Origin of the sequence: Burkholderia pyrrocinia (genome assembly GCF_003330765.1) — a bacterium.
Classification (GTDB): domain Bacteria; phylum Pseudomonadota; class Gammaproteobacteria; order Burkholderiales; family Burkholderiaceae; genus Burkholderia; species Burkholderia pyrrocinia_B.
The window spans coordinates 1,107,895-1,131,809 of the sequence record NZ_CP024902.1; the positions used below are offsets into that span (position 1 = coordinate 1,107,895).

Below are 23,915 nucleotides of genomic sequence, written 5' to 3' on the forward strand. Positions count from 1 at the left end.
CGTTCGGCCGGGTTTGGCGGGAGCCTGACGACAGTGCGATAATGGCCGTTTGCGCGAGAGCGCAAGCGGCCATTTCTTTTCTGGCGCGGCTCATTTGCAACTGACATGCGGCGGCAAGCCGCCGGTCGCGTCCCTCCCGAGGTTTTCACGATGCGCGTCTTTAATTTCTCCGCCGGCCCTGCGGCGATGCCCGAGGAAGTGCTGCGGCAGGCCGCCGGCGAAATGCTCGACTGGCACGGCAGCGGCATGAGCGTGATGGAGATGAGCCATCGCGGCAAGGAGTTCATGTCGATTCACGAGGCCGCGCTGACCGACCTGCGCGACCTGCTCGGCGTGCCGGCAAGCCACCGGATCCTGTTCCTGCAGGGCGGCGGTATCGCGGAAAACGCGATCGTGCCGATGAACCTGCTCGGGTCGCGCAAGACTGCCGACTTCGTCGTGACGGGCTCGTGGTCGCAGAAATCGTTCGGCGAGGCGAGCAAGTACTGCACGCCGCATCTCGCCGCGACCGGCAAGACGGAAGACGGCTTCACGCGTGCGCCCGTACGCGCCGAATGGCAGCTGTCGGACGATCCGGCCTACGTGCATCTGTGCACCAACGAGACGATCGACGGCGTCGAGACGTTCGAGATTCCCGATCTCGGCGACGTGCCGCTGGTTGCGGATGTCTCGTCGCACATCCTGTCGCGCCCGATGGACGTCGCGAAATACGGCGTGCTGTTCGGCGGCGCGCAGAAGAACATCGGGATGGCCGGCGTGACGGTCGTGATCGTTCGCGAGGATCTGCTCGATCGCGCGCTGTCGATCTGCCCGTCCGCGTTCGAATGGAAGACCGTCGCCGCAAACAACTCGCTGTACAACACGCCGCCCACCTACGCGATCTACATCGCGGGCCTCGTGTTCCAGTGGCTGAAGCGGCAGGGTGGCCTCGAAGCGATCGAGGCCCGCAATCTCGAAAAATCGAAGCTGCTCTATGACACGATCGATGCGAGCAGTTTCTATCTGAACAAGGTCGAGCCGGCAGCGCGTTCGCGGATGAACGTGCCGTTTTTCCTGGCCGACGAAACGCGCAATGAAGACTTCCTTGCCGGCGCAAAGGCGCGCGGGCTGCTGCAGCTGAAGGGCCACAAGTCCGTCGGCGGCATGCGGGCGTCGATCTACAACGCGGTGCCGCTCGACGGCGTGAAAGCGCTCGTCGAGTACATGAAGGACTTCGAGCAGCGCGGCGCCTGACGGCGGCGCTGTTCAAACAGCACGGCAAAACGCATGGACGACGAACTGAATTCCCGGCTGAAACCGCTGCGCGATCGCATCGACGCGATCGACGCGCAGCTGATCGCGCTCCTGAACCAGCGCGCCGCGGTGGCGCTGGAGGTGGGCGAGGTCAAGAAGCATTTCAACGCGCCGGTGTTCCGGCCGGAGCGCGAGCTGCAGGTCATCGCGCGACTGCAGGACATGAGCGCGGGGCCGCTCGCGAGCGAGCACATCAGCGCGATCTGGCGCGAGATCATGGCGGCGAGCCGCGCGCTCGAGCAGACCATCCACGTCGCGTTCCTCGGGCCGGTCGGCACGTATAGCGAACAGGCGATGCTCGAGTATTTCGGCCAGTCGATCGAAGGGCTGCCGTGCCCGTCGATCGACGAGGTGTTCCGCTCGGTCGAGGCCGGCGCGTCCGCGTTCGGCATCGCGCCGGTCGAGAATTCGACCGAAGGGGCCGTGTCGCGTACGCTCGACCTGCTGCTGCAGACGCAACTGCTGATCAGCGGCGAGCTCGCGCTGCCCATCCACCACAACCTGCTCACGCAAGGCGGCACGCTCGACGGTGTGAAGCGCGTCTGCGCGCATGCGCAGGCGCTTGCGCAATGCCAGCAGTGGCTCGCCGCGAATGCGCCGCAGCTCGCGCGGCAGGCGGTGTCGAGCAACGCGGAGGCCGCGCGTCTCGCGGCGGCCGATCCAACCGTCGCGGCGATCGCGGGCGACCGTGCGGCCGCGCACTACGGATTGCAGATCGCGTTCTCGCTGATCCAGGACGATCCGCACAACCGCACGCGTTTCGTGATCGTCGGCAAGCAGCCGGCCGGGCAAAGCGGTCACGACCAGACGTCGCTGATCGTGTCGGTGAAGAATGAGCCGGGTGCCGTGTTCAAGCTGCTCGAACCGCTCGCGCGGCACGGCGTGTCGATGACGCGCTTCGAGTCGCGTCCGGCGCGCGTCGGCACGTGGGAGTACTACTTCTACATCGACATCGAAGGGCACCGGGACGATGCGGCGGTTGCGGCCGCGCTCGCGGAACTCGGCCAGAAGGCCGCGTTCCTGAAGATACTCGGTTCGTATCCGAGCGCACGCTGATGCGCGGCGGCCCGTCGCCTGCTCGCGCAGGCGTTGCGGCCAGGCGGGCAGGGCAGGCCGGTCGGCGCTGCCGAAGGCGGGTTCGGGCGGCATCCGGTGCAGGTTGCGCCGGGTGCGGGCCCGTTGCCCGGAATCTGGAATTCCGTGTGCGGGGCGTCGTTCCGCGCGCGTAACTTGGCTCATGTCGTGTCAGGCTTTGCATTCAACAAACTGGTCATCTTCGGTGTCGGCCTGATCGGCGGATCGCTGGCTCGCGCGCTGCGCGAGCGCGCGCCGGGCGGCGCGGGCGAGATCGTCGGCGTGGGCCGCTCACGTGCATCGGTCGAGCGCGCGCTGTCGCTCGGCGTGATCGACCGCGCGGCGGCGCTCGACGACGACGCGCAGTTGCGCGACGCGCTTGCCGGTGCCGATCTCGTGCTGCTGGCCGCGCCCGTCGCGCAGACGGGCCCGCTGCTCGCGCGCATCGCGCCGTGGCTCGCCGATGCGACGATCGTCACCGATGCGGGCAGCACCAAGTCCGATGTCGTCGCGGCCGCGCGCGAAGCGCTCGGGCCGCGGATCGCGCAGTTCGTGCCGGGGCATCCGATCGCCGGTCGCGAGTCGAGCGGCGTCGAGGCTGCGTTGCCGGACCTGTACGTCGGCCGCAACGTCGTGCTGTGCCCGCTGCCGGAGAACCCGCCCGAATCGGTCGCGCGGATCGACGCGATGTGGCGCGCGACCGGCGCCGACGTTCGCACGATGAGCACCGGGCAGCACGATCGCGTGTTCGCGTCGATCAGCCATCTGCCGCACGTGCTGTCGTTTGCGCTCGTCGAGCAGATCCTCGGCGAGGCGGACGCGGAGCTGAAATTCTCGTACGCGGCGGGCGGCTTCCGCGATTTCACGCGCATCGCGGCGTCGAGCCCGGAAATGTGGCGCGACGTGTGCGTCGCGAACCGCGCGGCGCTGCTCGACGAACTCGACGGCTACACGCGCGTGCTCACGCGGCTGCGTGCGGCGATCGACGCCGGCGACGGCGCGGCGCTCGAAGCCGTATTCACGCGCTCGCGCGCTGCGCGCAAGGCATGGCAGGAGCGTGGCGGCAAGCCCGCTGCCGAACCGGTCAAGAAATAACAGGACGATTCCCATGGACTATCTCGATCTCGGCCCGTACTCCAGCGCATCGGGCACCGTGCGCCTGCCCGGCTCGAAGAGCATTTCGAACCGCGTGCTGCTGCTCGCGGCGCTTGCCGAAGGCGATACGACGATCACCAATCTGCTCGACTCCGACGACACGCGCGTGATGCTCGATGCGCTCGGCAAGCTCGGCGTGAGGCTCGCGCGCGACGGCGACACCTGCGTCGTCACGGGCACGCGCGGTGCGTTCACCGCGAAGACGGCCGACCTGTTCCTCGGCAACGCGGGCACGGCCGTGCGGCCGCTGACCGCCGCGCTCGCGGTGAACGGCGGCGACTATCGCGTGCACGGCGTGCCGCGCATGCACGAGCGGCCGATCGGCGATCTCGTCGACGGCCTGCGGCAGATCGGCGCGCAGATCGACTACGAGCTGAACGAAGGCTACCCGCCGCTGCGGATCAAGCCCGCGACGATCTCGGTCGACGCGCCGATCCGCGTGCGCGGCGACGTGTCGAGCCAGTTCCTCACGGCGCTTCTGATGACGCTGCCGCTCGTGAAGGCGAAGGATGGCAAGACCGTCGTCGAGGTCGACGGCGAGCTGATCTCGAAGCCCTACATCGACATCACGATCCGGCTGATGGAACGCTTCGGCGTGGTCGTCGAGCGCGACGGCTGGCAGCGCTTCGTCGTGCCGGCCGGCGTTCGCTACCGCTCGCCGGGGCGGATCATGGTCGAGGGCGATGCGTCGTCCGCATCGTACTTCCTCGCGGCCGGCGCGCTTGGCGGCGGCCCGCTGCGTGTCGAGGGCGTGGGGCGCGCGAGCATCCAGGGCGACGTCGGCTTCGCGAACGCGCTGATGCAGATGGGCGCGAACGTGACGATGGGCGACGACTGGATCGACGTGCGCGGCATCGGCCACGACCACGGCAAGCTCGAGCCGATCGACATGGATTTCAACCTGATCCCCGATGCGGCAATGACGATCGCGGTCGCCGCGCTGTTCGCGAGCGGCACGAGCACGCTGCGCAACATCGCGAGCTGGCGCGTGAAGGAGACCGACCGCATCGCCGCGATGGCGACCGAGCTGCGCAAGGTCGGCGCGATTGTCGAGGAAGGCCCCGACTATCTCGTCGTCACGCCGCCGGAAACGCTCACGCCGAACGCGGCGATCGACACGTACGACGATCACCGGATGGCGATGTGCTTCTCGCTCGTCAGCCTGGGCGGCGTGCCCGTGCGGATCAACGATCCGAAGTGCGTCGGCAAGACGTTCCCCGACTATTTCGACCGCTTCGCCGCGCTCGCAAAAGCCTGACCCGACTGTTCCGATGAAATCGACCCGACCCTTTCACCCGACTCCCGTCATCACGATCGACGGCCCGACCGCTTCCGGCAAGGGCACCGTCGCGGCGCTCGTCGCGGCGCACCTCGGCTTCCACCTGCTCGACAGCGGCGCGCTGTACCGCCTTGCGGCGCTCGCCAGCGTGCGTTACGGCATCGCAGCGGAGGACATCGACGCGCTCGTGAAGCTGATCGACGATCTCCATATCACGTTCCGCGAAGGCTGCGCGCAGCTCGACGGCGTCGATGTATCGAACGACATTCGCGCCGAAGCGGTCGGCAACCGCGCGTCCGCCATTGCCGTTCACGGGCCCGTGCGCACCGCGCTCGTCGCGCGCCAGCGTGCGTTCCGCAAGACGCCGGGCCTCGTTGCCGACGGGCGCGACATGGGCACGGTGATCTTCCCGGACGCGGTGCTGAAGGTGTTCCTGACGGCCAGCGCCGAGGCACGCGCGACCAGACGGCATAAGCAATTGATGCAAAAAGGTTTTTCTGCTAATATAGATGACTTGCTCCGGGATCTTCGTGAACGTGATGCGCGCGACAGCAATCGCGCGGCCGCGCCGCTGAAGCCCGCGGCAGATGCCAGGCTGCTCGATACGTCGGCACTTTCGGTTGATGAAGCAGTCGACCAGGTGCTGCAGTGGTACCGGGCGCTCGGCCAGCCCGCCTGAGAAGGCGGGCAGCGGTAGGTGCTCCGCGTCGCAAGCGCGGAGCGTGTTTCGAACCCTTAACCCCGTGTGGTATTCGATCTGGCTCTTTCAGCCTGCCATTCCGGCCGGCGTGGCACAGCGATCCATGCACAATCAGATTTTTATGTCCGACCTGCAAACCTCCACCCCGAATACCGAATCCTTTGCGGCTCTGTTCGAAGAGTCGCTGACCCGCCAAGACATGCGCGCCGGCGAAGTGATTTCCGCCGAAGTCGTGCGCGTCGACCACAACTTCGTGGTCGTCAATGCAGGCCTCAAGTCCGAGGCTTACATTCCGATCGAGGAATTCCTGAACGATCAGGGCGAGGTTGAGGTGCAGTCGGGCGATTTCGTGTCCGTCGCGATCGACGCACTCGAAAACGGCTACGGCGACACGATCCTGTCGCGCGACAAGGCGAAGCGCCTTGCATCGTGGCTGTCGCTGGAAAAGGCCCTCGACAACAACGAACTCGTCACCGGCACGATCACCGGCAAGGTGAAGGGCGGCATGACCGTGATGGTCAACGGCATCCGCGCGTTCCTGCCGGGTTCGCTGGTCGACACGCGTCCGGTCAAGGACACGACCCCGTACGAAGGCAAGACGCTCGAGTTCCGCGTGATCAAGCTCGATCGCAAGCGTAACAACGTCGTGCTGTCGCGCCGTGCAGTGATCGAAGCCACGCAAGGCGAAGAGCGCGCGAAGCTGCTCGAGACGCTGAAGGAAGGCGCGATCGTCAACGGCGTGGTCAAGAACATCACCGACTACGGCGCGTTCGTCGACCTCGGCGGCATCGATGGCCTGCTGCACATCACCGACATCGCATGGCGTCGCGTGCGTCACCCGAGCGAAGTCCTGTCGGTTGGCCAGGAAGTCACCGCGAAGATCCTCAAGTTCGACCAAGAGAAGAACCGCGTCTCGCTGGGCATCAAGCAACTGGGCGACGATCCGTGGGAAGGCATCTCGCGCCGTTACCCGTCGGGCACGCGCCTGTTCGGCAAGGTCACGAACATCACCGACTACGGCGCATTCGTCGAAGTGGAATCGGGCATCGAAGGCCTCGTCCACGTGTCGGAAATGGACTGGACCAACAAGAACGTTGCGCCGTCGAAGGTTGTCCAGCTGGGCGACGAAGTCGAAGTCATGGTCCTCGAGATCGACGAAGACCGTCGTCGTATCAGCCTCGGCATGAAGCAGTGCAAGCCGAATCCGTGGGATGACTTCAGCCGCAACTTCAAGAAGGGCGACAAGATCACGGGCGCAATCAAGTCGATCACCGACTTCGGCGTGTTCATCGGTCTGCCGGGCGGCATCGACGGCCTGGTCCACCTGTCGGACCTGTCGTGGAGCGAAACCGGCGAAGAAGCCGTTCGCAAGTACAAGAAGGGCGACGAAGTCGAAGCAATCGTGCTCGGTATCGACGTCGAGAAGGAGCGTATTTCGCTCGGCATCAAGCAGCTCGAAGGCGACCCGTTCAGCAACTACGTTGCAATGAACGACAAGGGTTCGCTCGTCGACGGCGTCGTGAAGACGGTCGATGCGAAGGGTGCGGTCATCACGCTGACGGGCGACATCGAAGGCTACCTGCGTGCGTCGGAAATCTCGCAGGATCGCGTCGAAGACGCACGCAACGTGCTGAAGGAAGGCGACAAGGTCAACGCGATGGTGATCAACATCGATCGCAAGTCGCGCGGCATCAACCTGTCGATCAAGGCGAAGGATTCGGCCGAGCAACAGGAAGCGATCCGCGGCCTGCAATCGGACTCCAGCGCTGCTGCGACCGGTACGACCAACCTCGGCGCGCTGCTGAAGGCGAAGCTCGACGGCCAGAACCAGTAAGCCTCACGAGGTCTGCTGAAGTATGACCAAATCCGAGTTGGTCGCGCAGCTGGCATCGCGATTTCCGCAACTTGTCCTCAAGGATGCGGATTTCGCGGTGAAAACGATGCTCGATGCGATGTCTGATGCCCTGTCGAAAGGGCATCGCATCGAAATTCGGGGTTTCGGCAGCTTCGGCCTCAACCGTCGCCCGGCGCGCGTCGGACGCAACCCGAAGTCGGGGGAGAAAGTGCAGGTGCCCGAGAAGTTCGTGCCGCACTTCAAGCCTGGCAAGGAATTGCGTGAACGCGTCGACGGCCGTGCCGGTGAACCGCTGAAGGCTGACGATCCGGACGACGAGCGTTGAGCGTCGTTCGGTTTGCCCGGAACCCGTCCGGCGAAGGCTGAAAAGAAAAGCGCCCCTTGCGGGCGCTTTTTTCATTTCCGGCGACCGTGACTCAATGGGTGCGTGCAGGATGTGCGCAGCCGCCGAAACGCTTCCTTTACAATACGGGTCGATTCGGTGCGACGAAGGGGAGTCGCGCGCCGCGGCAAACCTCAACAAAGAGAGGGCTTCATGAAGTTTATCGTCTGGCTGATCCGGGTACTGGTGTTCGTACTGTTGCTGGTGCTCGCGCTGGCCAATACGCAAACCGCGACGCTGAATTTCGTTGCCGGCTACGCATGGCAGGCGCCGCTGATCCTGATCGGTCTGGCATTCTTCGCTGTGGGGCTGCTGGCCGGCCTGCTGTCTGCGCTGCCTTCGATCTTCCGCCTGCGTCTCGAGAACGGGCGCCTGAAGCGCGATCTGCGCGCGGCGCGCGAAACGCCTGCCGTCATCGACCAGCCGCCGATGCCGCCCGTCATTTAACACGGACGCCGCGCGATCATCGCGCGGTTTTCGTCTCTGCTTCGATATTTCGCATGGATCTGGATTTTTGGTGGTTGCTCGCGATTCCGGTCGCGTTCGCGCTCGGTTGGGCGGCGTCACGCTATGACCTGAAGAATCTCCTGTCGGAGAGTGCCAACCTGCCGCGATCGTATTTTCGCGGCCTGAATTTTCTGTTGAACGAACAACCCGACAAGGCGATCGACGCGTTTATCGAGGTCGCCAAGCTCGATCCCGAGACGGTCGAGCTGCACTTCGCGCTCGGCAACCTGTTTCGCCGTCGCGGCGAAACCGACCGTGCGATCCGCGTGCACCAGAACCTGCTGAGCCGCACGGATCTGCCGGTCAACGAGCGCGACCACGCGCTGTACGAACTCGGCCAGGATTTCCTGAAAGCCGGCCTGCTCGATCGCGCGGAGGAGGCGTTTCACAAGCTCGCCGACGGTGACTACGCGCTCGGCGCACAGCGGGCGCTGCTGACGATCTACGAGATCGAGAAGGACTGGAACAAGTCGATCGATACCGCAAAGCGCATCGAGTCGATGAGCGACAAACCGCTCGGCGCCGAAATTGCGCAGTTTCACTGCGAACTCGCGCAGGACGCGCTGCAGCGCAAGAACGCGGCCGCGGCGGCCGAGCAATTGCGGCTCGCGCTGGCCGTGAACCCGCAGAACGTTCGCGCGACGATCCTGTCCGGCGATGCCGCGGAGGCGGACGGCAACCACGCGGCCGCGATCGAGTACTGGAAGCGCGTCGAAGCGCAGAACCCGGCGTATCTGCCGCTCGTCGCCGACAAGCTGATGAAGGCCCATGTCGCGCTCGGCAAGAACGTCGAAGGCGCCGAGCTGCTGATGGGATATGTCGACCGCTATCCGTCGAACGACCTGCTCGACATCGCGTATCAGCACATCGCCGGGTTGAGGGGGCAGGATGCGGCGCACACGCTCGCGCGCGCGCAGATGGAGAAGTCGCCGAACCTGTCGGGGATGCTGCACCTGCTCGATGCGCAGATCGCGGCGGCTGACGAACCGCGTCGTAAGGAACTTGAAATGATGCGTGCGCTGATCAAGCAGCGCACGAAAAATCTGCCACGGTATACGTGCCAGAATTGCGGTTTCCGGGCACGGCTTTTCTACTGGCAGTGCCCCGGATGCAGCGGCTGGGAAACCTATGCGCCGCGCCGCGTCGAACCTGCGATGCCGGGCTGATCCCGGCACGCGGAGCCAACGCGCTGCGGTTGCCGCCGGGCTCGTCCCGGCGGCCAAGTTAGTCAATTACCGGGAAGTACCGGAACATCTATGAAAATCACCATCATCGGCACCGGCTATGTCGGTCTCGTAACGGGCGCATGCCTCGCGGAGATCGGTCACGACGTCTTCTGTCTCGACGTCGATTCGCGCAAGATCGACATCCTGAACAACGGCGGGATGCCGATTCACGAACCGGGGCTGCTGGACATCATCGCGCGCAACCGCGCGGCGGCGCGCCTGCGCTTCTCGACCGACATCGAGGCGAGTGTCGCGCACGGCGAGATCCAGTTCATTGCGGTCGGCACGCCGCCCGACGAGGACGGCTCGGCCGACCTGCAGTACGTGCTCGAGGCCGCACGCAACATCGGCCGCCACATGACGGGCTTCAAGGTGATCGTCGACAAGTCGACGGTGCCGGTCGGCACCGCGCAGCGCGTGCGCGGCGTGGTCGACGAGGCGCTTGCCGCACGCGGGCTCGCGGGCAGCGTCGCGCATCGCTTCTCGGTCGTGTCGAATCCGGAGTTCCTGAAGGAGGGCGCCGCGGTCGAGGACTTCATGCGTCCGGACCGGATCATCATCGGCGTCGACGACGACGAGACGGGCACGATCGCGCGCGAGAAGATGAAGAAGCTTTACGCGCCGTTCAACCGCAACCACGAGCGCACGATCTACATGGACGTGCGTTCGGCCGAATTCGCGAAATACGCGGCGAACGCGATGCTCGCGACGCGCATTTCGTTCATGAACGAGATGTCGAATCTCGCCGACAAGGTCGGTGCCGACATCGAGGCTGTGCGCCGCGGGATCGGCTCCGATCCGCGTATCGGCTATCACTTCCTGTACGCAGGTGTCGGCTACGGCGGCTCGTGCTTCCCGAAGGACGTCCAGGCGCTGATTCGCACCGCCGGCGAGAACGGCCAGCCGCTGCGCATCCTGGAAGCCGTCGAGGCGGCCAATCATGCGCAGAAGGACGTGCTGATCGGCAAGATAGAGCAGCGCTTCGGCGCCGACCTGGCCGGCCGCGAGTTCGCGGTCTGGGGCCTTGCGTTCAAGCCGAACACCGACGACATGCGCGAGGCGCCGAGCCGCCGCTTGATCGCCGCGCTGCTCGAGCGCGGCGCGACCGTGCGCGCGTACGATCCGGTCGCGGTCGACGAGGCGCGGCGCGTGTTCGCGCTGGATTTCGGCGACGATTCGGACGCGCTGGCGCGGCTGCATCTCGTCGATACGCAGGATGTCGCCGTGACGGGCGCGGACGCACTCGTGATCGTGACCGAATGGAAGGAATTCCGGAGCCCCGATTTCACGCGCCTGAAGGCGGAACTGAAGGCGCCGGTGATCTTCGACGGGCGCAACCTGTACGAGCCGGACGCGATGGCCGAACTGGGCATAGACTACTACGCGATCGGACGGCCGCATGTCGATCCCCAGTCGTCTTCCCGTGGCTGATCACACGATGAATACTCCCCGCGAAGTCGTTCCGGTGCCGCGCGCGCAGCTCGCGCGTTCGCGCGTGCTTGTCGTCGGCGACGTGATGCTCGATCGTTACTGGTTCGGCAACGTCGATCGCATTTCACCGGAAGCGCCCGTGCCGGTCGTGCACGTGCAGCGTCAGGAAGAGCGGCTCGGCGGTGCGGCCAACGTCGCGCGCAATGCCGTGACGCTCGGCGGCCAGGCCGGGTTGCTGTGCGTCGTCGGTTGCGACGAACCCGGCGAGCGGATCGTCGAGCTGCTCGGCAGCAGCGGCGTGACACCTCATCTCGAGCGTGATCCGGCGCTGCCGACCACGATCAAGCTGCGTGTGCTCGCGCGCCAGCAGCAACTGCTGCGCGTCGACTTCGAGGCGATGCCGACGCACGAGGTGCTGCTCGCGGGGCTCGCGCGCTTCGACGCGCTGCTGCCGCAGCACGACGTCGTGCTGATGTCGGATTACGCGAAAGGCGGCCTGACGCACGTCACGACGATGATCGAGAAGGCGCGTGCGGCCGGCAAGGCTGTCCTCGTCGACCCGAAGGGCGACGACTGGGCGCGCTATCGCGGCGCGTCGCTGATCACGCCCAATCGCGCGGAACTGCGCGAAGTGGTCGGGCAGTGGAAATCGGAAGACGATTTGCGTGCGCGTGTCGCGAATCTGCGCACGGAACTCGGCATCGATGCGCTGCTGCTCACGCGTTCGGAAGAGGGCATGACGCTTTTTTCCGCCACCGGCGAACTGCATGCGCCGGCGCTCGCGCGCGAGGTGTTCGACGTGTCGGGCGCGGGCGATACCGTGATCGCGACGGTCGCGACGATGCTCGGCGCAGGTGTGCCGCTCGTCGACGCAGTCGTGCTCGCGAATCGCGCGGCAGGCATCGTGGTCGGCAAGCTCGGCACGGCCACGGTGGACTACGACGAACTGTTTCACTGAGCGCATTCGGCGGCGCGACGAGCGCGCCGCTCGAGTGGCTCGCATTTTTCAGGCAGGACGATCATGACCCTCATCGTCACCGGCGCAGCCGGTTTTATCGGCGCAAATATCGTCAAGGCGCTCAACGAGCGCGGCGAGACGCGCATCATCGCGGTCGACAACCTGACGCGCGCGGACAAGTTCCGGAATCTCGTCGATTGCGAGATCGACGACTATCTCGACAAGACGGAATTCGTCGAACGCTTCGCGCGCGGCGATTTCGGCAAGGTGCGCGCGGTGTTCCACGAAGGCGCCTGTTCGGACACGATGGAAACCGACGGCCGCTACATGATGGACAACAACTTCCGCTACAGCCGCGCGGTGCTCGACGCATGCCTCGCACAGGGCGCGCAGTTCCTGTACGCGTCGTCGGCCGCGATTTACGGCGGCTCGACGCGTTTCGTCGAGGAGCGCGAGGTCGAGGCGCCGCTGAACGTCTATGGCTATTCGAAGTTCCTGTTCGACCAGGTGATCCGTCGCGTGTTGCCGAACGCGAAGAGCCAGATCGCCGGCTTCCGCTATTTCAACGTGTACGGCCCGCGCGAGACGCACAAGGGGCGCATGGCGTCGGTTGCGTTCCACAACTTCAACCAGTTCCGCGCGGAAGGCAAGGTGAAGCTGTTCGGCGAGTACAACGGTTATGCGCCGGGCGAGCAGACGCGTGACTTCGTGTCGGTCGAGGACGTGACGAAGGTGAACCTGTTCTTCTTCGATCATCCTGAGAAGTCGGGCATCTTCAACCTCGGCACGGGCCGTGCGCAGCCGTTCAACGATATCGCGTCGACGGTCGTGAACACGCTGCGCACGCTCGACAGCCTGCCGCCGCTGACGCTCGCGCAGCAGGTCGAGCAGGGGCTGATCGAATACGTGCCGTTCCCCGATGCGCTGCGCGGCAAGTACCAGTGCTTCACGCAGGCCGACCAGACGAAACTGCGCGCGGCCGGCTACGACGCACCGTTCCTGACCGTGCAGGAAGGCGTCGACCGCTACGTTCGTTGGCTGTCCGGCCAGGTTTAAACGGAAGCGCTGCATCGATAGACTGGGTCTCACGGTCGGCAGCCGCCGGCCGTTTTTATCGGAGATCCAGCACATGATCAGGAAATGGTTTGCCGCAGCGGCCATGCTCGGCATGATCGCGTCGGCCTGGGCGGCCGTCGACGTCAACACCGCGAACGAGGATGCGCTCGTCGGCATCAAGGGCATCGGCCCGGCACGGGCGAAGGCGATTTTCGATGAACGCAGCGCACGCGGTCCGTTCAAGAATGCGGACGATCTCGCATCACGCGTGAAAGGCATGGGTGGCCATACCGTCGAGCGACTCCAGCAGGAAGGGCTGACGATAGGTGCGGCCGGCTCAGATGCGGCCCTGCCGGCAGCGGGCAAGCCGGCGGCAGCAAAGCCTGCCGCTGCACCTGCCCGCACCGCGCAGAAGTAACGCGTCGCGCGCGACAGACAAAGTGCTCCTTCAGCCGCCGTCGTTGCGACGGCTTCCCGCGGCGTGCCGCGGGTTTTTTGCGTGTGCGCTGCGTACGCGGCGATCACGCATCGCGCGGCATGCGTATTCCATCGTCGCAATGGGGTTGCCGGCGCGAGCGCCGGTGCTGGTTTACAATCGACCGATTGATCGGCCTCGTACTCACGGTATATCCATGGCTTACAAAACTATCGAAGACACGATCGGCAATACGCCGCTCGTGCAATTGGTCCGCTTGCCGGACGACGAGATTCGCGCGCGCAACAACGTGGTGCTCGCGAAGCTCGAAGGCAACAATCCGGCCGGTTCCGTGAAGGATCGCCCGGCGCTGTCGATGATCAGCAAGGCCGAGGCGCGCGGGCGCATCAAGCCGGGCGATACGCTGATCGAGGCGACGAGCGGCAATACGGGCATCGCGCTCGCGATGGCAGCGGCGATCCGCGGCTACAGGATGGTGCTGGTCATGCCGGAGGACCTGTCGGTCGAGCGCCGCCAGAGCATGGCCGCTTACGGCGCCGAAATCATCCTGACGCCCGTGAAGGGCGGGATGGAACTGGCGCGTGACCTTGCCGACCAGATGCAGCGCGAAGGCAAGGGCGTGATCCTCGACCAGTTCGCGAACCTCGATAATCCCGTTGCGCACTACGAAGCGACGGGCCCGGAGATCTGGCGCGATACCGAAGGGCGCGTCACGCACTTCGTGTCGGCAATGGGCACGACGGGCACGATCATGGGCACGTCGCGCTATCTGAAGGAGCAGAATCCGGCGATCGAGATCATCGGTGCGCAGCCGGAAGACGGTTCGCGCATTCCGGGCATCCGCAAGTGGCCGGAAGCGTACATGCCGACGATCTTCGATCGCAGCCGCATCGACCGGGTCGAGAACGTAGGCCAGGCCGCGGCGGAAACGATGGCGCGCCGGCTCGCGGCGGTCGAAGGCATCTTCGCGGGCATTTCGTCGGGCGGCGCATGCGAAGTCGCGATGCGCATCGCGCGTCAGGTCGAGAATGCGACGATCGTGTTCATCGTCTGCGATCGCGGCGACCGCTACCTGTCCACGGGCGTGTTTCCGGCCTGAGCACCGGTCGGCGCGTCCAGCGCCTGCAATAAAAAAGCGCCGCTTGTGCGGCGCTTTTTCTTTGGGCGGGTGGTGCTTACTGCGACTGCGCTTCGGCGTCGGCCGGCTTCAGCGCGCCGCTCGCTTCCATCTGCGCCTTCACGGCCTCGCCGAGCTGGTACACGGTGAGTGCGTAGAAGAAGCTGCGGTTGTAGCGTGTCAGCACATAGAAATTCTTGAGCCCGATCATGTATTCGGTCGCGCGCCCCGGCGACGGCAGGTCGACCACGGTCACGGGCGTGCCGGCTTCGGTGGTGATGTTGACCGTCGGCTCGTTCAGCGTCATGCCCGCGCGCAGCAGTTGCGACAGTGCCCAGTGCGGCTCGGGCTGGCCGTCGGCGGCGGCCTGTGCGATTCCCAGGCTGCCCGTATCGGGCGTGATTTGCCAGACTACCGGGCGGTCGGTTTCCCAGCCGTGCTGCTTCAGGTAGTTTGCGACGCTGCCGATCGCGTCGACAGGGCTGCTGCGCAGATCGACATGGCCCGTGCCGTCGAAGTCGACCGCATATTCGCGGATGCTGCTCGGCAGGAATTGCGGGATCCCGATTGCACCCGTATACGAGCCGAGCACGGTGGTCGGGTCGAGCTGGTTGTCGCGGGTCCAGACCAGGAAATCCTCGAGGTTCTTGCGGAACGTTGCCTGGCGACTGTCGCGATTCGGCGTGTTCGGATAGTCGAACGTGAGCGTCGTCAGCGCGTCGAGCACGCGGAAATTGCCCATGTAGCGGCCATAGATCGTCTCGACACCGATGATGCCGACGATCACCTCGGGCGGCACGCCGAATTCCTCGGATGCGCGCTGCAGCGTCGCCTGGTTCGCCTTCCAGAACTTTACGCCCGCGTTGATGCGGATCGGCTCGATGAAGCGCGAGCGATAGACGCGCCAGTTCTTGACCGTTGGCGACGGGGCGGGCTTCACGAGCTTGACGGCCGTCGCCGAATAGCTGATGCGCGAGAACAGCGCATGCAGGCTCGCGGAGTCGAAGCCGTTGCGGCTGACCATTTCGTCAATGAACGCATCGACCTTCGCGTTGTTCGCGTAACGCTGCGGAACGATTTCCTCTTCAAAGGTCTGGCCTTGCGGCGCCGGCTGTTGGGGCTGGGCCTGTGCGACGAGCGTGCCGGCCGACTTCGCAGGCTGCGTCTGCGCGCCGGCAGGCGCGGCGCCGAGGGTGGCGGCGACGGCGGCGGCAACGAGCGCGACGCGAACACGGAACAGCGCGGGGAGAAGAGCGGCAGGCTTGCTGGAATTCATGTCGAAGCGGGCGGACAGGGCGATTGTGTTCGGCGCAGTATACCCGACGCATCCGGCGCGCCGGGGCGAAGCGGGCCCCCGTTGTGGTAAGTTAGCGGCGAATTCGCGGCAGACGATGGACATTATTGATGGAGACCTGCGGCGCACCGTGCGCCGCGGATGACAGCTTATGGCAACCGCTTTCTATACGCACCCCGACTGCATGCTGCACGAGATGGGGGAATGGCATCCGGAATGCCCGGCCCGCTTGTCGGCGATCCAGGATCAACTGATTGCGAGCCGCATCGACGACCTGATCGTGCACGAAACCGCGCCGTTCGCGAGCGAGGTGGCGCTGGGCCGTGTGCATACGCAGGCGCACATCGACTACATCCGGAGCATGACGCCGGTCGACGGCTACGTCGAGATCGATCCCGATACGCTGATGAACCGCGACACGTGGCGCGCGGCACTGCGTGCGGCCGGCGCCGCGATCGCGGCGACCGACGCGGTGATCGAAGGCCGCTATGCGAATGCGTTCTGCAGCGTCCGTCCACCCGGCCATCATGCGGAGCCCGCGCGCGCGATGGGTTTCTGCTTCTTCAACAACGTCGCGATCGCCGCGCGGCATGCGCTCGACGTACACGGTATCGAGCGTGTCGCGATCATCGATTTCGACGTGCACCACGGCAACGGTACCGAAGCTGCGTTCGCGAACGACGAGCGCGTGCTGATGTGCAGCTTCTTCCAGCATCCGCTGTACCCGTTCTCGGGCGCCGACCACCAGGCGCCGAACATGGTCAACCTGCCGATGCCCGCGCGCAGCAACGGGATGGCGATCCGCGAAGCCGTCGACATGTTCTGGCTGCCGCGACTGGACGCATTCAAGCCGCAGATGCTGTTCGTGTCGGCCGGCTTCGATGCGCATCGCGAGGACGATATCGGCAACCTCGGCCTCGTCGAGGCCGACTTCGAATGGCTGACCGCGCAGGTCGTCGACGTGGCGCGCCGTCATGCGCAGGGCCGTATCGTGAGCTGCCTCGAAGGCGGCTACAACCTGTCCGCGCTCGGGCGCAGCGTCGTCGCGCACCTGCGCGTGCTGGCCGGCATCTGATTGGCCGGCCGCCAGGCCGCGCGCGTTCAGCGCGCCGGCACGCGCGCGTGAATCCACGCGATCAGCGCATCGATCACGCGATCGCGTTCGAGATCGTTCATCGTTTCGTGGAAGCCGCCTTCGTATAGCGTCAGCGTACGATCGGGCGAGCCGACGCGCGCGCCGAACGCGCGGCTGCCGTCGGGCTCGGTCAGCTTGTCTTCGGTGCCGTGATAGACGAGCACCGGTACGCGCAGCGCGCCGCGGCCGCGTTCGATACGCGTCATCGCGTCGAGTATCTCCGCGCCGGTGCGCGCGGGCACCGCGCCGTGATGCACGAGCGGATCGGCGCGATTGGTCGCGACGATGGCCGGATCGCGCGACAGCAGCGCCGCATCGATCCTGATCGCGGGGAAGGTCGGCCATGCGCGGCTGATGACGCGGCTCACCGCGAGCATCCAGCGCGGCACGTCGCGCCCGGGTGCGAGTGCCGGGCTCGACAGCACGAGGCCCGTCAGCGCGTGGCCGCGGGCCGGCGCGCGTTCGATCGCGTACAGCGCCGCGACCGCACCGCCCATGCTGTGTCCCATCAGGAACAGCGGCGCATTGCCGCGCGCTGCTTCGGCGACCAGTGCATCCGCATCGTTCAGGTAGCCGTCGAAGCGCTCGACCCAGGCGCGCTTGCCGGGCGACTGGCCGTGCCCGCGCAGATCGATCGCGAGCACGTCGATGCCTGCCGCGTTCAGCCGGCCGGCGAGCGCGGCATAGCGGCCCGCGTGTTCGGCGAGGCCGTGCACGAGCGCGATCGTCGCGCGCGGCGGCGCCGTGCCGTCGCCGGCCAGCCAGCGGTACGACGCCAGTTCGAGCCCGTCAGCAGTACGCAGCCGGCCCATTTTCGGCGCGGGCGGCGACGAATGCGCCGATCCGGCAGTGGCAGGTGCTGCGTCCGGTGTGGTGGTGTCGGTCATCTGGCGTGTCCCCTGTTCTTTGGCATGCGTGTTCCGGATCATAGTCGCGGCACTGTCGTGACGCGCCAGCGGCGCTCCTCTAATTTCGTGCGGTTATGAAAAGATCGAAATCGATTATTAAGGGGAATGAGGGGTTTGCGGTAAAATCGCCGGCTATTCCAGATGCATCGGCGGCCGACTGGCGGGCCTGCTCACCAGCCGGCCGCCGTTTTGTTTACATGATCGAATTACGCAATCTGTCGCAACGTTTCCCGGGGCCGAACGGCTGGGTCGAGGCGCTGCACAACGTCAACCTGACGATCCCGCAGGGCGAGGTGTTCGGCATCATCGGCCGAAGCGGCGCCGGCAAGAGCACGCTCGTGCGCACCATCAACCTGCTCACGCGGCCGACTGAAGGCAATGTCGTCGTCGGCGGACGCGATCTCACGCTGCTGCCGGCTGGCGCGCTGCGCGAGGCGCGCCGCGAGATCGGCATGATTTTCCAGCACTTCAACCTGCTGTCGTCGCGCACGGTGTTCGGCAACGTCGCGCTGCCGCTGGAGCTGGCCGGCGCAAGCCGTGCCGACATCGAGGCCGCCGTGCTGCCGCTGCTCGACCTCGTCGGGCTGTCCGCGCAGAAGGATCGTTATCCGGCGCAGATCAGCGGTGGACAGAAGCAGCGCGTCGGCATCGCACGCGCGCTCGCGAGCCAGCCGAAGGTGCTGCTGTCGGACGAAGCGACGTCCGCGCTCGATCCCGAGACCACGCGTTCGATCCTCGACCTGCTGAAGCGCATCAACCGCGAGCTAGGCCTGACGATCGTTTTGATCACGCACCAGATGGAAGTGATCAAGCAGGTCTGCGATCGCGTCGCGGTGCTCGATGCGGGGCGCGTGGTCGAGGAAGGCCGCGTGATCGACGTGTTCCTGCAGCCGCATCACGAAGTGACGCGCGCGCTGATCGGCGACGTGATCGCGCAGGAGCTGCCGCCCGCGATGAAGGCGCGCGTGGCCGAGCGGCTGAAGACGGGCAGCGGGCATCTGCTGCGGCTCGCGTTCACGGGCTCGGGTGTCGACCAGCCGATCCTGTCGGAGACGATCCGCCGGTACGAACTCGATTTCAACATCCTGCACGGCCAGATCGACGAGATCCAGGGGCAGGCATTCGGTTCGCTCGCGGTGCTCGCGGGCGGCGAGCCGGGCAAGGTCGGGCAGGCGCTCGCGTTCCTGCGCGAGCAAGGTGTGGTGGTAGAGGAGCTTTCGTATGTTGAGTGAGATGTTCGATATGTTCGTGCAGTCGTTCTGGGAGACGCTGATCATGGTCGGCATCTCCGGGGCGGTCGGCGCGCTCGTCGGCCTGCCGCTCGGCGTGCTGCTCTACCTGACCGACCGCCAGGGCGTGCTGCAGAACCTCGCCGTGAATCGCGTGCTCGGCGGCATCGTGAACGCCGTCCGCTCGACGCCGTTCATCATCCTGCTGGTCGCGGTGATTCCGTTTACGCGGCTCGTCACGGGTTCGTCGATCGGCACGGCCGCGGCGGTCGTGCCGTTAACGCTCGCGGCCGCGCCGTTCGTCGCGCGTCTCGTCGAGACGGCGCTGCGCGAAGTCGATCGCGGGCTGATCGAGGCTGCGCAATCGATGGGCGCGACCACGTCGCAGATCGTATTCAAGGTGCTGCTGCCCGAATCGCTGCCGGGCGTCGTTGCGGGTCTGACGATCACGTTCGTGTCGCTGGTCGGCTATTCGGCGATGGCGGGCGCGATCGGCGGCGGCGGCCTCGGCGATCTCGGGATCCGCTACGGCTACCAGCGCTATCTGCCGGAAGTGATGTGGACGGTGGTCGCGATCCTGATCGTGTTCGTGCAGATCGCGCAGTCGTTCGGCGACTGGCTCGTCCGTCGGCTGAGCCACAAATAAGACGGAATTGATCCATTAGGGGAGACACGATGCAACGACGCTTCATGCTGAAGTTTGCGGCGGCACTCGGCGCGGCCGCGCTGTTCGCGGGCGCGCACGCACAGGCCGAGACCATCAAGGTGGGCGTGACGGGCGGGCCGCACGCGCAGATCATGGAAGCGGTGAAGAAGGTCGCGGCGAAGAGCGGCCTCGATATCCGCATCGTCGAGTTCTCCGATTACGTGCAGCCGAACGCCGCGCTCGCGGCGGGCGACCTCGACGCGAACAGCTACCAGCACGATCCGTATCTGCAGGCGCAGGTGAAGGATCGCGGCTACAAGCTGATCAAGGTCGCGGATACCGTCACGTTCCCGATGGGCATCTATTCGAAGCGCGTGAAGTCGCTGGCCGAACTGAAGCCGGGCGCGCGCATCGCGGTCCCGAACGATCCGACCAACGGCGGCCGTGCGTTGCTGTTGCTGCAAAAGCAGGGCCTCCTGAAGCTGCGCGCAGAGGCGGGGCTGAAGGCGACGCCGCTCGATATCGTCGACAATCCGCGCAAGCTGAAGATCGTCGAGCTCGATGCGGCGCAGATTCCGCGTTCGATCGGCGACGTCGACGCGGCCGCGATCAATACCAACTACGCGATGGAAGCGGGGTTGAAACCGAAACAGGACGCGATCGCGATCGAGGGTCCGAACGGCCCGTACGCGAACATCCTCGCGATTCGCGAGGCGGACCGGAACAAGCCGTGGGTCGCGAAACTGATCGCGGCCTATCATTCGGCCGACGTGAAGCAGTTCATCGAAGGCAAGTTCGGCGGCGCGGTCATTGCCGCCTGGTAACGGGCGAAGCACGGGGCGCCCGGCGAGATTAGAGTCGATGATCGAAAACCCGGGCTTTGCGTCCGGGTTTTTTCTCTTTTAAAATAGAACGATCGTTCGCTATCATTGGCGCATCGCCAAGAAGCGGTATCCTCGACAGCCACGATGGATGGGTCCGCTTGGCCGCGCAGTCACGAGGCCTCGCTATAAAATGGCCTCTGGTCGTATTCGTAACTTTGGAGCGTGTGCATGAAAATCCTGGTGCCAGTGAAAAGAGTGGTCGATTACAACGTGAAGGTCCGCGTGAAGTCGGATCAAACGGGTGTCGACATCGCGAACGTAAAGATGTCGATGAACCCGTTCGACGAAATCGCCGTTGAAGAAGCCGTGCGCCTGAAGGAAGCGGGCGTCGCGACCGAGGTGATCGCGGTATCGGTCGGCGTCACGCAGGCGCAGGAAACGCTGCGCACGGCGCTGGCGATCGGCGCGGATCGCGCGATCCTCGTCGAGTCGAACGACGGCGTCGAGCCGCTGGCCGTCGCGAAGATCCTGAAGGCGCTGGTCGACAAGGAACAGCCTTCGCTCGTGATCCTCGGCAAGCAGGCGATCGACGACGATTCGAACCAGACCGGCCAGATGCTGGCTGCGCTGGCCGGCCTGCCGCAAGCGACGTTCGCATCGAAGGTGACGGTCGCCGACGGCAAGGCCACGGTCGCGCGTGAAGTGGACGGTGGCGCGGAAACGCTGTCGCTGACGCTGCCGGCGGTGATCACGACCGACCTGCGCCTGAACGAGCCGCGCTACGTGACGCTGCCGAACATCATGAAGGCGAAGAAGAAGCCGCTGGAAATCGTGAAGCCGGAAGACCTGGGCGTGGACGTCGCGCCGCGTCTGAAGACGCTGAAGGTGGTCGAGCCGCCGAAGCGCGCAGCCGGCGTGAAGGTGCCGGATGTGAAGACGCTGGTCGAGAAGCTGAAGACCGAAGCCAAGGTGCTGTAAGAGGGAGCGGAAAGAAATGACGATTCTGGTGATTGCAGAACACGACAACGCGTCGATCAAGGCCGCGACGCTGAACACGGTGGCGGCGGCAGTGAAGATTGGCGGCGACATTCACGTGCTGGTTGCGGGTCACAACGCGCAAGCGGCGGCTGATGCGGCAGCGAAGATCGCAGGTGTTTCGAAGGTGCTGCTGGCCGATGCGCCGCAACTCGAAGCGGGCCTCGCGGAAAACGTCGAGGCGACCGCGCTGAACATCGCGAAGGACTACTCGCACATCCTCGCGCCGGCGACGGCGTACGGCAAGAATATCGCGCCGCGCATCGCGGCGAAGCTGGATGTCGCGCAGATCTCGGACATCACGGCGGTCGATTCGGCCGACACGTTCGAGCGCCCGATCTACGCGGGCAACGCGATCGCGACGGTGCAGTCGAGCGACCCGATCAAGGTCATCACGGTGCGCGCGACGGGTTTCGATCCGGTGGCAGCCGTTGGCGGCAGCGCAGCGGTCGAGAAGATCGAAGCGGCGGCCGACGCAGGCAAGTCGCAGTTCGTGAGCCGTGAAGTGACGAAGCTGGACCGTCCGGAACTCACCAGCGCGAGCATTATCGTGTCGGGCGGCCGCGGTCTGGGCAGCGGCGAGAACTACACGAAGGTGCTGGAGCCGCTGGCCGACAAGCTGAACGCGGCACTCGGCGCGTCGCGCGCGGCGGTCGACGCAGGCTACGTACCTAACGACTACCAGGTCGGCCAGACCGGCAAGATCGTTGCGCCGCAGCTATACATCGCGGTCGGTATTTCGGGTGCGATCCAGCATCTGGCCGGCATGAAGGATTCGAAGGTGATCGTGGCGATCAACAAGGATCCGGAGGCGCCGATCTTCAGCGTGGCCGACTACGGCCTCGTCGGCGATCTGTTCGCGCTCGTACCGGAGCTCGTGGCCGAGCTCGGCTGACGCGGCGTGACGCTTCAGCGGTAAGCAGACGAGAAGAGGGGCGCAACGAGCGCCCCTTTCTTTTTGATGCCGGCCGGCCCGCATTGCCGCGGGCAGCCGCGGCTTATGCGTATGCCGGGCGCGTCTGGCCGGCCACGTCCTTCAGGTAACGATGTACCGACAGGTCGTCGGCCTGGATCGCCGGCATCTTGCCCGAGATCAGGTCCGCGAGCAGTTGGCCCGAGCCGCACGACATCGTCCAGCCGAGCGTGCCGTGGCCGGTGTTCAGGAACAGGTTCGACACCGGCGTGCGGCCCACGATCGGCGTGCCGTCCGGCGTCATCGGGCGCAGGCCCGTCCAGAACGTTGCCTTCGACGTGTCGCCGCCGCCCGGGAACAGGTCGTTCACGCACATTTCGAGCGTTTCGCGGCGCGCAGCGCGCAGCTTCTTGTCGAAGCCGACGATTTCCGCCATGCCGCCGACGCGGATACGCTGGTCGAAACGCGTGATCGCGATCTTGTAGGTTTCGTCGAGCACGGTCGACACGGGCGCGGCCGCTTCGTTGACGATCGGCGCGGTGATCGAATAGCCCTTCAGCGGATAGACGGGGATCTGCATCAGGTTCGAGACGAAGCTGGTCGAGTACGAGCCGAGCGCGACGACGTACGCGTCCGCGCGCACCGTCTCGCTGCCGCACTGCACGCCGGCGATCTTGCCGCCCGCGATCGCGAGCGCATCGATCGGCGTGTTGTAGCGGAACTTGACGCCGAGCGATTCGGCGAGCGCCGCGAGGCGCGTCGTGAACAGCTGGCAATCGCCCGTTTCGTCGCCCGGCAGGCGCAGGCCACCCGTCAGCTTGTGCGATACGGCGGCGAGCGCCGGTTCGGCGTTCTTCAGGTCGGCCGGCGACAACAGTTCGAACGGCACGTTCGCTTCCTGCAGCACGGCGATGTCCTTTGCCGCACCGTCGAGTTGCTGCTGCGTGCGGAACAGTTGCAGCGTGCCGCCCGTGCGGCCTTCGTACTGGATGCCGGTATCGGCGCGCAGCGCCTGCAGGCAGTCGCGGCTGTATTCGGCGAGGCGGACCATGCGCCCCTTGTTGACCGAATAGCGCTCGGCCGTGCAGTTGCGCAGCATCTGCCACATCCACTGGAGCTGGAAGCGCGTGCCGTCGAGGCGGATCGCGAGCGGCGCGTGCTTTTCGAACATCCATTTGACGGCCTTCAACGGCACGCCGGGCGCAGCCCACGGCGCGGCATAGCCGGGGGAGATCTGGCCAGCGTTCGCAAAGCTCGTCTCGAGCGCAGGGCCGGCTTCCCGGTCGATCACAGTGACTTCATGACCGGCGCGCGCGAGGTAATACGCGCTTGCCACGCCCACCACACCGCTGCCCAGAATGACGACTCGCATAGCTGCTCCAGATGGAAGGGACCAGATCGAGGCCGGCGCACCCGCGGCTCCGTGTAACCTCTAGCTGATCTAGTTTTTTGAGCTATGGTA

At 65.6% G+C, this 23,915-nt stretch carries 23 protein-coding genes; 20 read left to right on the plus strand and 3 right to left on the minus strand.

Features of this window, described 5'->3' with window-relative positions; genetic code table 11:
* The first annotated feature begins 150 nt into the window (after positions 1-150).
* From serC to cysM, 14 genes are all read left to right on the plus strand, one after another.
* Positions 151-1,233, plus strand: a complete 1,083-nt coding sequence (gene serC, locus CUJ89_RS05315) for a 3-phosphoserine/phosphohydroxythreonine transaminase (RefSeq protein WP_114176442.1) — start codon at positions 151-153, stop codon at positions 1,231-1,233.
* A gap of 33 nt (positions 1,234-1,266) precedes the next feature.
* The gene (gene pheA / locus CUJ89_RS05320) at positions 1,267-2,349 is read left to right on the plus strand and encodes a prephenate dehydratase (protein WP_114176443.1); all 1,083 of its coding nucleotides are present in this window, start codon (positions 1,267-1,269) and stop codon (positions 2,347-2,349) included.
* A 186-nt stretch (positions 2,350-2,535) separates the two neighbouring features.
* Entirely contained in the window at positions 2,536-3,462 is a 927-nt protein-coding gene (locus tag CUJ89_RS05325) for a prephenate dehydrogenase (protein WP_114176444.1), read from the plus strand.
* A gap of 13 nt (positions 3,463-3,475) precedes the next feature.
* Complete coding sequence (aroA, locus tag CUJ89_RS05330; protein WP_114176445.1) at positions 3,476-4,780, plus strand: 3-phosphoshikimate 1-carboxyvinyltransferase; 1,305 nt, start codon at positions 3,476-3,478, stop codon at positions 4,778-4,780.
* A gap of 13 nt (positions 4,781-4,793) precedes the next feature.
* Positions 4,794-5,480 carry a (d)CMP kinase gene (gene cmk, locus CUJ89_RS05335; RefSeq protein ID WP_048249628.1) on the plus strand — a complete coding sequence of 229 codons (687 nt, stop codon included), beginning with the start codon at positions 4,794-4,796 and terminating at the stop codon, positions 5,478-5,480.
* A 142-nt stretch (positions 5,481-5,622) separates the two neighbouring features.
* Positions 5,623-7,335, plus strand: a complete 1,713-nt coding sequence (gene rpsA / locus CUJ89_RS05340; RefSeq protein ID WP_114178493.1) for a 30S ribosomal protein S1 — start codon at positions 5,623-5,625, stop codon at positions 7,333-7,335.
* 22 nt (positions 7,336-7,357) lie between these two features.
* Positions 7,358-7,681, plus strand: coding sequence for an integration host factor subunit beta (locus CUJ89_RS05345; protein WP_114176446.1), 324 nt, complete (start codon positions 7,358-7,360; stop codon positions 7,679-7,681).
* 210 nt (positions 7,682-7,891) lie between these two features.
* Positions 7,892-8,185, plus strand: a complete 294-nt coding sequence (locus CUJ89_RS05350) for a lipopolysaccharide assembly protein LapA domain-containing protein (RefSeq protein ID WP_012328123.1) — start codon at positions 7,892-7,894, stop codon at positions 8,183-8,185.
* Between the two features lie 53 nt (positions 8,186-8,238).
* A complete protein-coding gene (lapB, locus tag CUJ89_RS05355) occupies positions 8,239-9,411 on the plus strand; it encodes a lipopolysaccharide assembly protein LapB (RefSeq protein ID WP_114176447.1) in 1,173 nt (390 codons plus the stop codon).
* Between the two features lie 90 nt (positions 9,412-9,501).
* On the plus strand, positions 9,502-10,902 hold the full coding sequence (locus tag CUJ89_RS05360; RefSeq protein ID WP_114176448.1) for a UDP-glucose dehydrogenase family protein: 1,401 nt from the start codon (positions 9,502-9,504) through the stop codon (positions 10,900-10,902).
* Between the two features lie 7 nt (positions 10,903-10,909).
* Positions 10,910-11,860: a D-glycero-beta-D-manno-heptose-7-phosphate kinase gene (gene rfaE1 / locus CUJ89_RS05365; RefSeq protein WP_114176449.1), complete on the plus strand. Its 951-nt coding sequence runs from the start codon at positions 10,910-10,912 to the stop codon at positions 11,858-11,860.
* 63 nt (positions 11,861-11,923) lie between these two features.
* Positions 11,924-12,916 (plus strand): ADP-glyceromanno-heptose 6-epimerase, encoded by a 993-nt coding sequence (gene rfaD, locus CUJ89_RS05370; protein ID WP_114176450.1) that lies wholly within the window; start codon positions 11,924-11,926, stop codon positions 12,914-12,916.
* A gap of 73 nt (positions 12,917-12,989) precedes the next feature.
* A complete protein-coding gene (locus tag CUJ89_RS05375; protein WP_114176451.1) occupies positions 12,990-13,334 on the plus strand; it encodes a ComEA family DNA-binding protein in 345 nt (114 codons plus the stop codon).
* Positions 13,335-13,548: 214 nt separating this feature from the next.
* Positions 13,549-14,451 (plus strand): cysteine synthase CysM, encoded by a 903-nt coding sequence (gene cysM, locus CUJ89_RS05380; protein ID WP_114176452.1) that lies wholly within the window; start codon positions 13,549-13,551, stop codon positions 14,449-14,451.
* Positions 14,452-14,527: 76 nt separating this feature from the next.
* On the opposite strand, the gene mltB is transcribed toward cysM, so the two are convergent.
* Entirely contained in the window at positions 14,528-15,745 is a 1,218-nt protein-coding gene (gene mltB, locus CUJ89_RS05385) for a lytic murein transglycosylase B (protein WP_236654925.1), read from the minus strand.
* Positions 15,746-15,914: 169 nt separating this feature from the next.
* Between mltB and CUJ89_RS05390 the strand changes: the two genes are divergently transcribed.
* Positions 15,915-16,838 carry a histone deacetylase family protein gene (locus tag CUJ89_RS05390; protein WP_006750743.1) on the plus strand — a complete coding sequence of 308 codons (924 nt, stop codon included), beginning with the start codon at positions 15,915-15,917 and terminating at the stop codon, positions 16,836-16,838.
* Positions 16,839-16,864: 26 nt separating this feature from the next.
* Here the strand turns inward: CUJ89_RS05390 and CUJ89_RS05395 are convergent, their stop codons facing one another.
* The gene (locus tag CUJ89_RS05395) at positions 16,865-17,785 is read right to left on the minus strand and encodes an alpha/beta hydrolase (RefSeq protein WP_114178495.1); all 921 of its coding nucleotides are present in this window, start codon (positions 17,783-17,785) and stop codon (positions 16,865-16,867) included.
* Positions 17,786-18,003: 218 nt separating this feature from the next.
* Here CUJ89_RS05395 and CUJ89_RS05400 point away from each other — a divergent pair, with 218 nt between their 5' ends.
* The 5 genes from CUJ89_RS05400 (at position 18,004) to CUJ89_RS05420 (ending at position 22,435) form a co-directional block, all read left to right on the plus strand.
* Positions 18,004-19,038: a methionine ABC transporter ATP-binding protein gene (locus CUJ89_RS05400; protein WP_114176453.1), complete on the plus strand. Its 1,035-nt coding sequence runs from the start codon at positions 18,004-18,006 to the stop codon at positions 19,036-19,038.
* The gene (locus CUJ89_RS05405) at positions 19,028-19,681 is read left to right on the plus strand and encodes a methionine ABC transporter permease (protein ID WP_114176454.1); all 654 of its coding nucleotides are present in this window, start codon (positions 19,028-19,030) and stop codon (positions 19,679-19,681) included. The genes CUJ89_RS05400 and CUJ89_RS05405 overlap by 11 nt, the downstream gene beginning before the upstream one ends.
* Before the next feature lie 29 nt (positions 19,682-19,710).
* Complete coding sequence (locus tag CUJ89_RS05410; protein WP_114176455.1) at positions 19,711-20,505, plus strand: MetQ/NlpA family ABC transporter substrate-binding protein; 795 nt, start codon at positions 19,711-19,713, stop codon at positions 20,503-20,505.
* Between the two features lie 228 nt (positions 20,506-20,733).
* Positions 20,734-21,483, plus strand: a complete 750-nt coding sequence (locus tag CUJ89_RS05415) for an electron transfer flavoprotein subunit beta/FixA family protein (RefSeq protein ID WP_114176456.1) — start codon at positions 20,734-20,736, stop codon at positions 21,481-21,483.
* 16 nt (positions 21,484-21,499) lie between these two features.
* On the plus strand, positions 21,500-22,435 hold the full coding sequence (locus CUJ89_RS05420; RefSeq protein WP_114176457.1) for an electron transfer flavoprotein subunit alpha/FixB family protein: 936 nt from the start codon (positions 21,500-21,502) through the stop codon (positions 22,433-22,435).
* A 103-nt stretch (positions 22,436-22,538) separates the two neighbouring features.
* Here the strand turns inward: CUJ89_RS05420 and CUJ89_RS05425 are convergent, their stop codons facing one another.
* Positions 22,539-23,825, minus strand: a complete 1,287-nt coding sequence (locus CUJ89_RS05425; protein WP_114176458.1) for a D-amino acid dehydrogenase — start codon at positions 23,823-23,825, stop codon at positions 22,539-22,541.
* Positions 23,826-23,915 lie beyond the last annotated feature (90 nt).

What these genes read in the sequence shown, in the direction of transcription:
- CUJ89_RS05395 (WP_114178495.1), bottom strand. Translation starts at nt 17,785, where the DNA reads ATGACCGACACCACCACACCGGACGCAGCACCTGCCACTGCCGGATCG.
- CUJ89_RS05410 (WP_114176455.1), top strand. Translation starts at nt 19,711, where the DNA reads ATGCAACGACGCTTCATGCTGAAGTTTGCGGCGGCACTCGGCGCGGCC.
- pheA (WP_114176443.1), top strand. Translation starts at nt 1,267, where the DNA reads ATGGACGACGAACTGAATTCCCGGCTGAAACCGCTGCGCGATCGCATC.
- CUJ89_RS05415 (WP_114176456.1), top strand. Translation starts at nt 20,734, where the DNA reads ATGAAAATCCTGGTGCCAGTGAAAAGAGTGGTCGATTACAACGTGAAG.
- CUJ89_RS05405 (WP_114176454.1), top strand. Translation starts at nt 19,028, where the DNA reads ATGTTGAGTGAGATGTTCGATATGTTCGTGCAGTCGTTCTGGGAGACG.
- rfaE1 (WP_114176449.1), top strand. Translation starts at nt 10,910, where the DNA reads ATGAATACTCCCCGCGAAGTCGTTCCGGTGCCGCGCGCGCAGCTCGCG.
- CUJ89_RS05390 (WP_006750743.1), top strand. Translation starts at nt 15,915, where the DNA reads ATGGCAACCGCTTTCTATACGCACCCCGACTGCATGCTGCACGAGATG.
- CUJ89_RS05420 (WP_114176457.1), top strand. Translation starts at nt 21,500, where the DNA reads ATGACGATTCTGGTGATTGCAGAACACGACAACGCGTCGATCAAGGCC.
- serC (WP_114176442.1), top strand. Translation starts at nt 151, where the DNA reads ATGCGCGTCTTTAATTTCTCCGCCGGCCCTGCGGCGATGCCCGAGGAA.
- CUJ89_RS05360 (WP_114176448.1), top strand. Translation starts at nt 9,502, where the DNA reads ATGAAAATCACCATCATCGGCACCGGCTATGTCGGTCTCGTAACGGGC.
- CUJ89_RS05375 (WP_114176451.1), top strand. Translation starts at nt 12,990, where the DNA reads ATGATCAGGAAATGGTTTGCCGCAGCGGCCATGCTCGGCATGATCGCG.
- CUJ89_RS05350 (WP_012328123.1), top strand. Translation starts at nt 7,892, where the DNA reads ATGAAGTTTATCGTCTGGCTGATCCGGGTACTGGTGTTCGTACTGTTG.
- CUJ89_RS05345 (WP_114176446.1), top strand. Translation starts at nt 7,358, where the DNA reads ATGACCAAATCCGAGTTGGTCGCGCAGCTGGCATCGCGATTTCCGCAA.
- rpsA (WP_114178493.1), top strand. Translation starts at nt 5,623, where the DNA reads ATGTCCGACCTGCAAACCTCCACCCCGAATACCGAATCCTTTGCGGCT.
- CUJ89_RS05400 (WP_114176453.1), top strand. Translation starts at nt 18,004, where the DNA reads ATGATCGAATTACGCAATCTGTCGCAACGTTTCCCGGGGCCGAACGGC.
- cmk (WP_048249628.1), top strand. Translation starts at nt 4,794, where the DNA reads ATGAAATCGACCCGACCCTTTCACCCGACTCCCGTCATCACGATCGAC.
- lapB (WP_114176447.1), top strand. Translation starts at nt 8,239, where the DNA reads ATGGATCTGGATTTTTGGTGGTTGCTCGCGATTCCGGTCGCGTTCGCG.
- mltB (WP_236654925.1), bottom strand. Translation starts at nt 15,745, where the DNA reads ATGAATTCCAGCAAGCCTGCCGCTCTTCTCCCCGCGCTGTTCCGTGTT.
- cysM (WP_114176452.1), top strand. Translation starts at nt 13,549, where the DNA reads ATGGCTTACAAAACTATCGAAGACACGATCGGCAATACGCCGCTCGTG.
- rfaD (WP_114176450.1), top strand. Translation starts at nt 11,924, where the DNA reads ATGACCCTCATCGTCACCGGCGCAGCCGGTTTTATCGGCGCAAATATC.
- CUJ89_RS05425 (WP_114176458.1), bottom strand. Translation starts at nt 23,825, where the DNA reads ATGCGAGTCGTCATTCTGGGCAGCGGTGTGGTGGGCGTGGCAAGCGCG.
- aroA (WP_114176445.1), top strand. Translation starts at nt 3,476, where the DNA reads ATGGACTATCTCGATCTCGGCCCGTACTCCAGCGCATCGGGCACCGTG.